General features: G+C 49.2%; 7 protein-coding genes. All 7 read right to left on the bottom strand.

The window, feature by feature from the left end:
- Positions 1-2 precede the first annotated feature (2 nt).
- Positions 3-2,144: an HAD family hydrolase gene (locus AAC019_RS10245; protein ID WP_339898735.1), complete on the bottom strand. Its 2,142-nt coding sequence runs from the start codon at positions 2,142-2,144 to the stop codon at positions 3-5.
- Positions 2,145-3,395: 1,251 nt separating this feature from the next.
- A complete protein-coding gene (locus AAC019_RS10240; RefSeq protein ID WP_339898733.1) occupies positions 3,396-5,816 on the bottom strand; it encodes a glycosyltransferase in 2,421 nt (806 codons plus the stop codon).
- Between the two features lie 63 nt (positions 5,817-5,879).
- Entirely contained in the window at positions 5,880-7,856 is a 1,977-nt protein-coding gene (locus tag AAC019_RS10235; protein WP_339898731.1) for a glycosyltransferase, read from the bottom strand.
- 466 nt (positions 7,857-8,322) lie between these two features.
- Positions 8,323-9,660 (bottom strand): class I SAM-dependent methyltransferase, encoded by a 1,338-nt coding sequence (locus AAC019_RS10230; RefSeq protein WP_339898729.1) that lies wholly within the window; start codon positions 9,658-9,660, stop codon positions 8,323-8,325.
- A gap of 484 nt (positions 9,661-10,144) precedes the next feature.
- Positions 10,145-12,640, bottom strand: coding sequence for an acyltransferase family protein (locus AAC019_RS10225; protein WP_339898727.1), 2,496 nt, complete (start codon positions 12,638-12,640; stop codon positions 10,145-10,147).
- Positions 12,641-13,239: 599 nt separating this feature from the next.
- On the bottom strand, positions 13,240-14,202 hold the full coding sequence (locus tag AAC019_RS10220) for a hypothetical protein (RefSeq protein ID WP_339898725.1): 963 nt from the start codon (positions 14,200-14,202) through the stop codon (positions 13,240-13,242).
- A 571-nt stretch (positions 14,203-14,773) separates the two neighbouring features.
- The gene (locus AAC019_RS10215) at positions 14,774-15,313 is read right to left on the bottom strand and encodes a sulfotransferase (RefSeq protein WP_339898723.1); all 540 of its coding nucleotides are present in this window, start codon (positions 15,311-15,313) and stop codon (positions 14,774-14,776) included.
- Between the last annotated feature and the right edge of the window lie 14 nt (positions 15,314-15,327).

Genomic DNA, 15,327 nt, shown 5'->3' with positions numbered 1-15,327 from the left:
GGTTAACGTTGCTCCTGCAGCAGGGCGTTTAATGCCCCTTGCCACATACTGGCACTGGTTAAAAATTTGGGTGAAACATAATACGAGCTAGCGCCGGCAAAACTGTCTTCACTGGGCACGCCCACAAAGTGCCGGGCAAAATCGGCGCTGGGCAGCGTCAGGTAATCCATTAGTGTAATCACCGGGTTAGAGGTTAACGGAAACGGCCGCTTAAACGCCTGTGGGTGCGCGTTTACCAACGCCACAGCGCGCTCTTGTAACTCGCTCATTAATGTATTCAGTGCCTCGTTATCGCCTTCGCGCCGCACCAGCTTACCGGCGTTAAAATAATGGGCACTGCTGGTCGCGTTATCGCTTAGCAGTGCCTCCAGCGCCGGTAAAATATCGCCGTAACGCTCGGCATCAAACTCGGGCATAAAAGCAAAATGCGGGTGCTTGGCGTGCAGCATCTTTTTAAAGGTAGTCAGGTACACCCAGTTGCACTGGCTTTCGGGCAGCAGTTGCTCAAACGCTTTTGCCGCCGTACCGCGGTAGCCAATATCAAAAACTAAATAATCGTTACCGCTGGCAACGCCCTGCTCACTTAAGTAAGCCCGGTAGCTATCGGTTTGCTCGCGGCAAAAGTCAACCAATTGCTCGGTCAAGCCACCGTTAAAAAGCTCTGGCGTGTGCAATAACGCATCGGCCATTTGCCCCTCGGGTAAATCGTCCACGGTGTAGCCCAACCGATTAAACAGCGTTTGCTGCAGGGTTTTCGGTTTACCGTCGCGCTTAAACACGGCTTTTAAATCTTTTACCTTATTCACCAGCGCATGAAAGTTTAACGAGCGCGAGTTTGCCACCTCGATGGCCGGTATCTCCGGGTACAACGCTTTAAACACCTGGCAGGCCAGGTGCCCGTCGCGCGCTAAAAACACCACGGGGGTTGTGTAGTTGCCGTTGTCGTACAAGGCTTTTAAGTGTTGCGCCACAAAAGCCATAGCGCAGGCCGCGTATAACGCGGGCACATCGCGGCTCCAATGTTTATCGTTGCGGGCAAAGCGTGCCAGGCTGTCGCGTCGGGGCTCGGGTGGGCAGTAAGTTAACAGCTCAAAAAAACCACGCTCGCGGCGCGAGGTTTCGTACAAGGTGGGTGTCCTAAAGGCGCTATAGCCGTACTGCTGCGGAATCCCAAAATCCGAGCGCCAGTTATCGCCTAAAAACAGGGCGCCCTGGCTGGCCAGCTCTGGTACCTGCTGGGACAACTGCTCAAACAGCTGGCCATCGTGTTTGCACACACCAAAATCGGCGGATACATAAATCTCGTCAAACGCCTCGGTAATGTCGGCGGGCAGTATGTGGCGTAAGTCAGCTTTGGTAAGGTAAAAGTCGCTTACCACAATCACCCGCAAACCCTTGGCTTGCAGCGCTTTGGCAAAATTAAATAGGTTATGGCGCACTGCCAGGTTGGCTTGCTCGTGCGCAAGCTCGGCGGTGTAGGCGCGCCGCCGGTCGGCGTCGGTATAGGGCAGCTCGCGGTAAATGTCCTCAAGCAGGTACTGTTTAACCTCAAACGCCTCTTTACAGCGCTCCTCGGCCGCAATGCGCTGCTTGGTAAAATCCGCAATGCCGGTGTCCCATGCAACCAAATCAAAAATATCGTGTGGCTCGGTGGTGGCGCGGTAGACCAGGGTATCAAACAAATCGAACGCCACTAACGTGGCCTCGTGCAACTGATGCGGCTGAATGCCACGCCAAATAAACGCCGGTACGTCCTTCTCTTGCACAAAGTCAGAGGTAAACTGCCCCAGCCGGTGGCTGGTGGCTAACGCCTCTTTGTACTGCCAGGAGCCGATGGTTTGGTATTTAAACGCCATGCGCCCCAGGGCTTTATAGCGGCCCTCTTTAGCACCGGCCTCGGCATAATGCACACCCGCCTTAGCCACAGAGGTACAGCCAGGGTTTGCCTTAACATAGGCGGCATTACACAGCACCGCCCCGCCATTACAGGCACAGTCTGCGCCACAGGCGCCGGGCAACAAGGGGGCATTAAACGGGGTAAATGGCTCTAGGCTCAGCGGCGCTAACTCGACGACTGGCGTAGTACCGTCCTCTGGGGAGGGAGATGATTGGCTGGTGCTAGAAAATGGCCTAAATAACCGCATACACTGTACTCTTGCAAACCCCTTGTCTATAAGCCAATACCGCCAGAGCGTGCTCAACGCCAAGTATCAACCCGCTCCTTGCCTACCCAATTATCAGGGCGCCTAAGTAGCGCGTATGATCTCACAATATCGCCTTATCAGGCCAACTTATCGGCCTCGTTTTGCGGCAGGGTTCACCTGCCCGTCCCAGCCTTAAAGGTGCCTGAATTGCAGCTGCCTACCCACCAACCTCCGACTTTCGTCATTCCGCAAAGGAGCGTCATTCCCGACTTTGATCGAGGTGGGCATAACGAATCAAGCAAAGACGCTGGATTCCCGATCGGGGCCGGGAATGACAGATAAAGCAAAGCCACTAGATTCCCGACCGGGGCCGGGAATGACGGAGAAAACAAGGCACTGGATTCAGATCAGGGTCGGGAATGACGGAGAAAAGCACCAAACCCCTCGACAACGTCATCCCCGCGAAGGCTTGGGATGACGTGCAGGATGCACAAATGCCGGCGAAAGCAGGGAAAGCCAGAGCCGGCCCAGCGACTTGAACAAACGGTGCACCTGCATCGGCAAAGTGCCACACCCAAAGACGCTAGATTCCCGCCTGCGCGGGAATGACGGAGAAAAGCACCCAATTACACTACAGCGTCATCCCCGCGAAGGCGGGGATCCAGCGACTTTGAACAAACGGTGCAACTGCTTCGGCAAAGTGCCACACCCAAAGGCGCTAGATTCCCGCCTGCGCGGGAATGACGGAGAAAAGCACCCAATCACACTACAGCGTCATCCCCGCGAAGGCTTGGGATGACGTGCAGGATGCACAAATGCAGGCGTGAGCATGGAAAGCCAGAGCCTGCCCAGCGACTTTGAACAAACAGTACACCTGCATCGGCAAAGTGCCAAACCCGAAGACACTAGATTCCCGATCGCAGCCGGGAATGACAGAAAAAAGCACCCAATCACACTACAGCGTCATCCCCGCGAAGGCTTGGGATGACGTGCAGGATGCACAAATGCAGGCGTGAGCATGGAAAGCCAGAGCCTGCCCAGCGACTTTGAACGAACAGTACCCCTGCATCGGCAAAGTGCCACACCCAAAGACACTAGATTCCCGCCTGCGCGGGAATGACGGAGAAAAGCACCCAATCACACTACAACGTCATCCCCGCCTACGCGGGAATGACGAGATAAAGGCACTAGATTCCCGATCGCAGCCGGGAATGACAACAAGCCAAAGCCCCCTAACCCGCAACCCTAAAATTAACGCAGCTCTCGGCCAGGCTGCGCTAATAGCGATTGATACAGCTCGATATACTGCTGCGCCATCCAAGCTGTACTGTGGGCTTGCCCCTCGCCCTGCTGCCACGCTCTTACCGCTAACGCTTTTTGCGCGTAATCTTCGGGGGCTAGGTTCACCATCCGTTCATAACTGGATTGCGGGTCGGCTGGATCCAGCACCCAGCCCGCGCCCGACGCCTCTACCCGCGCCTTGAGCGTAGGAAAATCTAATACAAAACAGGGCAAACCGGCCGCCCATAACTCAGTTAGGGTGTGGCACCAGGTTTCATCCCACACCGAGAGCACGGCGCCTATCTGGGCACCAATGCTCTGGGCGCGGCTGACAAACTCATTTCGCTCGTAGGGGCCGTGCAGCACAACCTGCGGGTGTTGCGCCAGCGGCTGATATTCACATTCACCTAACAAGTGTATTTGCAGCCTCTTACTGGCATCACACTCGAGCAACGCGAGTAAATAATCGGCGCCCTTCGGGGCGTCGAGGGTGCCGGGCACTAATAGGTTAAGCGTAGTTGCCGTACTTAAGGTAACCGCCGGCAAGGCAAACTCAGTAAAGTCACGGCCATGGGGGATGACATGAAAGGCTTTGTCGGCCACAGCCGGCAAAGCGGCTTTAACCGTATCGCGGGCGCTGTGGCTTGTGGTAACCAAAGCGTCGCTATGGCTAAGTGCGCCGGCAAAAATCTCTCGCCAACGCCCAATCCACTGAGATTTTAACGCCGGAAAAGGATGCTGCGCCCACATACTATTGGCGCAATCGGCAGCGGCCCGGGAGTTATTACAGTTGCCACCACAAAACTTATTGTCGGCATCTAGCAGTTTTACCGTGGGGCAAATATCGTAAAAGTCGTGTACAGATTTAATCACCCGCGCACCCGCCTGCTTGGCAAGCTTAGGTAAATTAACCGAGTGCCAGGCAAGGTGGCGAATATGCAGCAAGTCAAAATCGTACCGCTCTAGCCACTGCTTTATCACCCGGTCATACTCAAACGACACATGCTGCAATGGCTCGACCGACTCTGTTAAATCGTGGCTTTTAACAGTTTGCAGCTCACCGTTACTATCCAATGATGACAAATACATATGGGCCGAATCACAGCGCAGTAACCAAGGCTCATAATCATGGGCCACCGCACGCATTAGATCCAAATTGGTTTTTGGCGTCCCGCCGGTTTGAGTAGCCACCACAAACAATACCCTTGGCCTAATAGAGTTTTGCCTGGCATGGGCCACGGCATCCAATGCTTGAGTACGCATAGTGGCAAACGCACTACTGGCCGAGAAAACGCCAATCTCAAACTCATACTCCGGGTAACGCTGCGCGACTACCCCGGCACCGGCGTTAATTAACGTGTCGCGCTCGGCGCCAAAACTTTGGTTTCGCTCATGGAATACATAGGTGCGGTCATCCACGACATGGCGCCACCCCTTGCGGCGTGCGCGCATGCAAAAGTCGTTTTCTTCACCGTACCCTCGGGGAAAGGCCTCTTCGTCAAACAATCCCACGTCATGTAAGCAGCCGCGCCGGATATACATACAAAAGCCGTTACCCGTGGGTACGCTTGGGGACAGGCCAGCCCCATAACGCCTAAAAGCGCGGGCATAATCTGGCTCGCTAATATCGGCGAGCAACAAGTGGGCGTCCGTTTGCTCGGGCGCCGAAAACGCCCCGGCGTTATTAGATACCGGTGTAATCGTGGCTATACGCGAGTCACTATACAAAGCGCGTTGTAGCCCCTGCAGCCAGCGGGGGGTAACGCGGGCATCGGAGTTAAGCAACACAACATCGTCTTGCCCGGCATACTTAATACCCCTATTAACGGTTTTGGTAAAACCGATATTTACCTCGTTGTGTAACACCTCAACATGCTCGTAGCGCTCCGCCTGCGCCAATAAAGGTGCTACCGCCTCATCGGTGCTGGCGTCATCAATCAGCAGTATACGAACGTCAGGCGAGGTATAAGCCAGCAACCGCTCAATACAAACGGCCACATGATTTAACGCATTATAAATAGGCACAATTACAGTTACGGGCCGATCGTAGCCTACAAACACATCGTCGCCACCACCCGAGCTGCTTGAGATAATATGCCCCAACGGCAACACCTGCCCCTCGGGCAACGCCAGCGCGACCTCGTTAGTCCCCTCAGCCAATAAGGTGCTAACTAAAATAAGCTTAAAGCCACCCTGGCCCTCAGACTTACCAATGGCTTTTAAATCGGCTCGCTCGAGGTTGTTTTGGACGGTAGCAACGGGTTTACCATTTATCTGCACAGTAAAATCAAACACTCGGCCGGGGGCCGCGCTATCGACAATCCAGCCGCAAAGCTCTTGGGCGCTAAGCACCTCGATGTATAGGTCGTATTGCGGTAAAGAGTCACTCATAACGGGGATTTAGCCTTAAGCCAGTGGGTGTTTCAACGGCCTTATCAAGGTTATTTAACATGCTTAGCATACGGTAAACTTGGCCCCGGAGCCCGTAACATGCTGGTAAAATTTATTAAAATCATTGGCGAACTCCGCGCTCACGGCAGCGCTTTTTTCAGCTCCAGCAAGGGTACGCCGAGCAATCAGATCAAAGCTTGTCCGGGCGCTCATATAAGAGAATTGCCGTAAAAATAATCGCCGTGCAGCCTCTACTTGCCTTGTGCGGCTAGGCTCATCATCAAATAGCTGCTGTATCGCCGTGACAATACCACCCCAATCGGCAAAGGGCACTAAAGTGACGTAGCCCTGGCGCCCTAGCTCACCCAGATCGGAAATATCATTGGTAATCACAGGAGTTTCCATCGCAAACGCATCCGTCGCCTTATACGGAAACTGATAGTGACTGGCCGGAATCTCCGGGTCTAGCCACAAAACCACCAAATCGGCGGCATAATTGATTTTAGCCATCGCCTCCCTCGACTGAGGTGGCAATACCGTTACCCGATCGCCGTGTTGAGCTATAAACTCGGTTTGGTCGGGGCTAACGCGCGAGCCAACAAACAACAACTTATAGCGTGGATCATTTAAGCGATTAAGTAATTCCACCAACTCATAAATGCCTTTATGTTTGCGCAGTAGTCCACCAAACAAAATGACCCTATCATCGGGCGCAAACCCCAACTCGGCCCGTACGGCAGCTCGTTCGTAACGTTCTGGGTTATATACCCGCTCGTCTTTAATGTTACGCAAATACATTCCGGTGCTCCCGTAATGCTCGCTCAGGGCGTGATTATGGGTCACCATTTGCGGCTGCTTTTTAGCATAGCTATCTAACAGATACGACCAAGCATCGGCATACGGCAGTAACAGGCTTTCATCTTGTATATTTAAGTCAAGGTTACCGTGGCCCGAAGGTTGGCTGGTTTTACTGGGGGAGGACACTACCGTTTCTAAATCATTAGATTCAATAACATAAGGGATACCACGCTCATGGTTTACCAGCATAGCCAGCCCCATACTGGGCAAGCGCGGTTTTACCACGTACATCATATCGCCAATCACGGCATCCATCGCCTGGCGTAATTTGCCAAAAAAATCAGGAAAGCGCCCGCCAGCAAAATACTTCACCTCAAAACCGGGGGAAACACCCTTAAGCGGGGCAAATACACCCTCATCAAAAAAATCAAAGGCTATCAACTCAACCTGATAACTTGCTGACAACGCCTCAGCAACAGCAAAAGCCTTAGAAAAGTGGTTGCGGCATAAATCCCACACAACCACACTAACCTTTTTAACTACAGGGGCGCCCACAGCCGGCAAGCCAGAGTCAAAGTAACTTTCTATTTTACGGTTAATAACCTCAACCGGGCGCCGATCATGCCCGTGCTTTTGTGTGATCTGCTCTAACGAATCGTTACGCTGATAAAGCGCTAAGCACTGCTTAATATGCAGCGGGTCACGCAGCCAGGTGTATTTTAAAATAACATCGTAATCTTGCCGACGAGATAAGGTAGAGTCAAAACCGCCCAAGGCATCGTAAAGCTGCCGCCTGTGGACAAAGGTATTTAAATCAATAAATGGCTTGTTTAGCAGATTCTCATGGTTAAAGTCAGGCCGTTCAGTTGAGAGCACCGTCGCGTTACCCTCCACATCCACTTGATAGTCGACATAGTTCGTGTACAAACACGTGAGACCAGGGTTATCCGTAAACGCTTTAACAGCAACAGCCAAAAAATCGGGGTGCCAGTAGTTATCTGTATCTAAATACGCAATAAATTCGCCCTTGGCCTGAGTCAAGCAAGCGTTTCTTGCCGCAGCCGCACCTTGATTTTTTTGTGAGATTACTTTTACGCGGGGATCATAAATAGAGGCCAACACCTGAGCGGTACGATCGGTGCTGCCGTCATCACAAACGATAAGCTCTAGGTTCTTATAAGACTGCTGCAACACGGTTGTTATACTTTTAGTGATTAAGTCAGCACGGTTAAACGCAGGCATAACTACGGAAACTAAAAGTTCAGAGCCCGTAGCTTTGGGAGCGGTCTCATAAGACAACTGCGCTCTTTCGACCAAACGGGTTAACGCGTCAAAAGGTAGTGTTCTTACCAAATCCATTTCCGAGAAAGTACGATAAAACACAGAGCCTGAAGGGAGGCCATCGGTAAGCCCGCCGGCACAACGGCCAACCCTACCCTGCCGCTCAGCCAGCCCAATATTAATAGCTAGAGACTCGTGCAGTGCGGGATAGAATATTTGCGCCAACTCTAAGTAGCAGATGGCGTTTAGAGAATCACCCGAAACTAAAGCCCTATTACCTTTCTCGACAAGTCTCATATTGCTCAAAGCTTCGCTATTACCTTGTTTAAACTAACGCCACGCTAAACACTCTCAACCTCACCAGCTTAAGCAGTAAGCCTATCAAAGCTCATGTAACTCAGCCTAATAAGGATTGCGTGAGCGTAAGTTATACCTTTAGTTTAAAGATACGGGAAGACGAGGAATCACACGTCAAAGAATAATCGGAGCACCATGCATTTACTACACTTCGCACTTGCTGGCTTTCTGAGCCCAGCATCCACACCTCTGCATTTTGAGCAAGCTTATCTAACACCGAAGGTAAGGCAGGGTAGCGGGTATAAGGCTTAGCTTGCCAATCAGGGCCATCTACTACCACCCAATCAAGGGGTGGTAACTGTTCTAGTGTTTCGGCATCAAACCAACGTTTTAACGCTAGATCGGTAGAGTCTGGATAAAGATAGTTCCACGCTTCCAATGGAGCAGAAATTAGCGATACAACAGACTCTAACCCACGTTTTTGTATTTCTAGTTGCAATTCATCCAGCAGCTCAGAAGGCTCGGCCACGCAGCAAAGCTTACCTGCATTTTCAGATTTCAACGCCTCGGCCAAGTGCAATGTGACAGAGCTGATACCAAATTGTAATGTAACCCCTAAACTACGGGACTTAATATGCGCCTCAAATGCGCTCGCAATCGCATCATCTAACCCAACATTAAATGCCGGCGTTTTCGATAACTCGTCAACCGCCAACTCACCATTAGGCAACGCCGAGGTCAGCACTCCCAGCCCCTTCTCGAGAGAGAAAAATTCCAGCGAACAGCCATAGTTCTCCGCCCAGTCTTTAGCAATATCCGTCTCCTCCTGCCGCACAGTATCATCCATCCAAATTTGAGCGTTGGGCGCCAGACGGTCTGCGATAGCAGGCAGAGCAGGGTAACGAGCATACTTACAGGTCTTACCTGGCGGCCCATCGACAAAAAGTAAATCAACATCCTTAATGCCAACAAGAGATGACGCCGAATACCACCTAAGCACTTCATCTTTACCGCTATTCATATGCGGCCCGGCCCAAAGTTCTAGATCCGCTATTCGCAAGTCCACCCACGGAGTAAGCTCCTCTCGATCCAACAACGACCGAGTCTGTGCGCCAAATTTATCAGAGTGCTCCAGCGAGATTAGGACCCCTTGCCCATTTTGTCGCAACGCATCTGCAATCACTAAGGTAGAGGAGCCGCTGCCACATTCCACTACCACTTTGGGCTTTTGAAACCGTATATGCTCGTGCAAACGGAGAAGCACATCGGGAGAAGCGGCCCAACCACGCAACGGCGGGAGCGAACCAAATAGCATCAATGCTTGACTGAGCCAGGTTAGCGCCTCTACCTGAGAATAAATACGGTTTTGAACAATGATCAAATCCTTAATAGACTTGCTCATTATCTCTTTCCGGACGCTTTCGAGCTGTTCGGTAAGTATTTGAAACTGACTTTCAATATTTTCCATAGGTATCACAACGTCGCACTGGTGGTCTCGTAGTCCTAGCGAGGGGCATTTTGCAACCCCACATGGTATTTGCTCAAATTAACAATTTTAAAAAGGTAGTGAGCAGGCGATTATTTAATATCGAAGAAAAGTCGTGCTAAGGGTACCGGCGAATTTAAGGGTGAAGTTTAATCGCAAGTTACCGACGAGATGCCGCCAGTGGTAACTAACCTTGCTTTTTGGCCACTAATGCGAGGCTTATTCCCTCACTCTTAATACAGAACATTTCAGCGCGAACATTCCTTACCAGTCTTATGCAGGAAAGTCTTCATGATACTGTAAAATATTCCCCCGCCCCTAACCAGCATTAACCCCCAACGATACAAGAATAACATGCTAAACAGAGCTTAAGTAGCGCCAACACGATTTCACCCCATCAAGTAGATCGATAACCAGCATCCGGCTTGCTTTAAAGCCCCGGCGGGCGCAAGTCCGCCGAGGCTGCTCACATGGCGCTTACTTTAACGACGCTTAAGTCCTCAACTAAAACTTCGCCTTTCGCATTCTTAGAGTAACCTCCAGAATCGCTCACAGCACCACCGTAAAGAATAACTTCAACCTTTACATCGCCATAGAGCTTTTCACTTAAAAAGCGTAGGGTTAAAGACCCGCCTTCACTAGCACTACTCCAAAGCGCTTTAATACCTTCATTTTTTGGGCGGAATAATCTTCTAGAAAAATCAGCTATGTAATCATACTGTAAAATCTTTTCATCCCCCCCTGTGACTCTCATTCGTACTAATGGCAACCCCGCCCCCTCAGATACAACAACACGCAAAGCTAACCTTTCTCCGCTCTCTGGCGCGGAAAACTCAACAGAAGTCGTTTCTGTCACGTACTCACCCGTACTGTCATCAATAAGACGAAGACCTCGAGCATCCATGACGCTAGCATCACGACCATAATCATGTAAGGATAAAATAGTGTCCGACCAATTAATTTCGTCAAAGGAAAGCTCACTCTTATTTATCGGCGACAATTCATCCAAGCCATCAAAAAAATCGGAATACCTACCAGAATCAATAACTGATTTAGCAAAAACCTCTCCCCCAAGAGCGCTTATGTGACCAGAGTCGAAGTAAATCATCTCACCTTCAACAAAAGGCCCACAAACACCCTTTCCGCAGAGTATGGAGTTAAAATCTATGTACTTCCCCCCTGCACTTGTAACCACATCTTCTATCGCTCGATTTACTTTCTGAACACTCTCAACAGGCACTGAAAATCTCGACTCACATCGAGAACCTACGACCGTCAACTTCCTCATCGCGCAGCTAGCACTTACTCCCTTCAGAATAGGAACACGCCCCAGCACATAAACTGGTCGCCCACCAGAAGTAAGTGTCTCAACTGTTGTTTTTAAGTCTGATAAGAAGTCCTCCCCCCCCCTTGAAAGAACGCCATTCCAACTCGCCGATATTATAAACGCACGATAATCATCCAACCTATTTTGAATTAACCGAGAGGAGACTCTACAATCCTCCGCCCTTTTAGCAGGCGCATAAACATCCGCATTTCGCACCAAAGGAGCGCATGAACTATGAGCGACATTTCTGAAGCTAAACCCCTCCTTGTCAGCAATAGCTTTAACCACGCCAACATAATGTGCGGAGTTTGAATCACCCCACATCAAAACTGACGGCTCAGAATAACTATTGATTATACAATTTTTACTTGTCAGGGAAGACGGCTTCAACCTGGAAAACTGACATACGTATGGCAACACAATCGCAGGCTGAGGAGCGACATCCGCCTTGTCAAAACGAGCGATATTTTCGCTATTCCACGCCAGATAACCAAAACCACCCGAAGCCTTCACACCAATAGAAATTAGCAGAATCAAAAAGGTAGGAATTAGATAAAACTTCACAAATACAGGGGCAAAGGTTCCAGATGCCGCACGAATTGGACGCTCGATCAAAAAGTACGTAAAAACAGAAAGCACAACCATCACGACCAAAGGCTCAAGCTCATTCTCCCCCCCACCCCAATACCGCCAAAAAGCTAAAACAGGCCAGTGCCATAAATATAAGGAATAGGAAATCAAGCCAACACTTACAAATATTTTATTGCCAATAAAGCTATGGAGAACCCCGTAGTGAATCGAACCCGAAGCAATAGCAAGCATAGCTCCAACACACACAGGAAGAGCCATATAACCAGGGAACGGCGCCTCCTCATTCAGCATTACGAAACTGCCCGCAATGAGGCCTACCCCTACCACCCCCAAACAAAAACTCAAAACATTGGCACCACGATACGAGCTCCGAGAGATTCGTGGCAAAAAAAACGCCAGACAGGCTCCACACAACAACTCCCCGGCCCGGGTCGGCAACATATAATAAGAAAAGTCTGGGTTAGAGTGGCTCATATACTCGGCCGCTATCACTGAAACCGAAGCCAAGAGAATTGTTAATGGCAGCACATACCGCGCTCTAAAACAAAGACCAAATAAAAGTAACATTGGCCACAGAAAATAAAACTGCTCTTCGACCGATAGAGACCAATAATGCAACAAAGGCCTAAACTCTGACGAGGGTGCGAAATAACCATTATCAACAACGTACGTCGAGTAAAAGTTAGCCAAGGACAATTGACTGTAAATCGCGGAATCAGCAAGCCTTGCGTAGTCTTCCGGCAAGAAAATGAACTGCCCGGCGATCAGAGCGGCGAGTATTACGAACGCACTTACAGGCGCAATTCGCTTAACCCTTCTTCTATAAAAATCCAGAAAAGAAAACGTACCTTTCTGCCAATCACGAATGATATTTCCAGTTATCAAGAAGCCAGATATTACAAAAAAAACATCTACACCTAAGAAGCCGCCCGACAGGAGCTCTTTATTAAAATGGTAGAGTATTACAGAAACCACAGCAATACAGCGCAAACCATCGATATCTGGTCGGTAAGAATAACTCTCACCGACATTACTACTCGTCAACGTCCACACTCCCACCATCTAACATAAATAATTGACATACGTACCTCAGGAAACAACTTATTTAAGTACAACCACAGAACAGCCTTATGAGAAAAATTAGTTCAGGATAACGCCCCCAAGACTCCGCCGAAACCTCTCTTAAGATTTCCATCTGAGCTTCGGCTTTGAAGAATTATTAAAACCCTTAAAGGACTTGTCTATCAACCTCTTTAGGATGCCCTCCAACTTCTCACTGAGCGCGTGAAATTGATCCTTAATATTTTCCATAGGCATCATAACTTCGCAATATTGACCTAAAAAGCTCACAGATAATGGGGCATAGTGACAACCTAGCACAACTATTCATTCAGGCTAGATTCACTTTTTCAAGGCCCCAAACAAGTGAGATTTCTCGGGACCAACGGAGAGTTCATCCCTGATCCTTGTTTGACGCCAGAGAAAATCTGCCCCCCCCTTTAGCTCCCGGAACAGCCAACTATTACATACGCCCTCTAAACCTCGCGCGGTACATTTAGTGCCAAGCTCACTGGCCACGATCGCACTCATATAACTACCTCAAGCCTGACTACCGATAACTCCGCACCCTCGACAGGTAATAATCACGACTCGACCAACGGTAATAAACTGAAAAGCACTGGTCGCTCCATTTCTTTCGACCCCAGTATAGCGAACCTAGCAATAACCCGGCCCGACTGCTTATCAAGCTCAAGGACATGTGACGGGGGCATGCCCGCAACGTTGTTTACGCGATCTTGAAATTGGCTACAACCAACATAAATACGCTCTTCCGTTACGTGCAACCCTCGGCACCAAAATTTTTCATCTTCATTTATATGCGTTGATAAGTCGACTATCTCAGCTTTACAATTTCTAAACGACTCAGCGCTATTAATGCCTCGATATACCCTCAATTGATTCGCAGCCGTTTCGGTTATCCAAAACTCATCTCTCCAAAAAACGCCATCATGAGGCCGCTCAAGGCCCTCAACAACAAACGCTCCAGACTCCTTGTGCAGCACAGCGCCTTGTCCAGTCGCATTGATATTTCCCAACGTTAGAAAAGTTTGACCAAACGCTTGAGCAATATGATTAAGATGACATAAGTCTGGAGCTGCAGAGTTTCTATTGACTACAAGACTCCGAACTTGACCAGAAATTTCCCAGAGAAACTCGCGCCCCAGAAACTCGCCATCAAGGGAGATGGTATCAACAGAATCCATGAAAGAATTGGCTAACAATAAAACACCGCGCACTGAATCAAGATGCAATGCATGCAAATCTGCATTAGCAGCCCGCCCCACTAACCATTCTGGCAGCTGCAGCTGCCAAACGGGAATTAATGTCAACCCACTATCAACCACGTCAAACTCAAAAGCCTTCACTGAAAAAGAGTTACAAACGAAGACCCTCTCCCCTACAGTACAAGCACCTCGAAACCCTTTCCGCCTATACGGATACCTTTCATCGGTGTGCGTATAATCCACCACGCCTGTAATCGTATCTAAAACGCAAAAACCTTGGGTGTCCCGCACACGAGAATCCACTGGGAGCAAAAACTTCATAAGACATATCTTTTAGTTGAAATAAGCGACTCAAAATGGGTTGCTAGTCATGTTCCTTCAGCGTTAATCGAGAAACTACATAATCGAAGCTCTTAGCCTCGCACAATAAAGTTGTTTAATGAAAGTCCAGAAACTCCTACAACTTACCAAGCTCATAAAATGAATCAAAAACGGATGCGGCCACCTTAAGAAAGAATAGATTTAGCGGTTCCTTGGACGGGAGTTACAGCATATTACACCCTTAAACCAGAAAATTCTCTTTAATCCAACCCCAAACCGCGCCATTCCTCGCACCTGACAAGCTACCCTGAAACCCACTCAAACTCTAGAATCCATTCAGAAGCCAAGCTATTAAAAAAATCGTTATCGAAATCTGAAAGATTAAAAACTCGAGTTCTTGATTCATCAAACTGAGAATAATCAACCTCCCCTTTCACGCCCAAAAAATCAACCAAACTATTCAATGAGTTCACTTTGTTTTTCTGAGTCGCGGTATACGAATGCTCATAATAGTTATCAGGAAACATTCTACCTAAAGCTCTGCCGACATTAACTCTTTTATGCCACTCCATCAGTGCCGATCGATAGCTCCCCCCCACCATTGTCTTGAAATAACAGAAGCTGCCACCTCCCTTCCGTCACGAATACAATGCACCACTTTACACCTGGGGAACATTGCAACCAGCAGGTCAATTATCAGAACATTACTTGGCGTGTCGTCTATTGCATAAATAAACTCTTCGCCGTGCTCACATGCAATTTTTCGATGGAAAAACTCAAACATCTCTTTTAGATGAACGACGCTCTTATCGTGTTTTAATTTATCCAAATATGACCAGATGGTATTTAACATATCCTTTCTCTCGAAATACATATGCCAGCCACGCTCTTCGCTTATGTTATATTGCCTCATAATCCATGAAGCCTGCATCCTCAGATCTTTATCCGTGCACTCTTTTAAGAGGCTAACGACAGGTGACTTCACTAAATTTCCATCAGCCAGGAGCCTAGGCTCGAAAGGAATCCTACGCTTACCCAGAAGCTCATAGATTATTCTTTTGGTAACAGATGTACCGCTGCGGTCACTACCGACTATAAATATAGGCGTCATACCTTTCCCAGAAA

It is taken from the genome of uncultured Gilvimarinus sp., assembly GCF_963975215.1.
Classification (GTDB): domain Bacteria; phylum Pseudomonadota; class Gammaproteobacteria; order Pseudomonadales; family Cellvibrionaceae; genus Gilvimarinus.
This window is presented reverse-complemented; position numbering and strand designations above follow the sequence as displayed.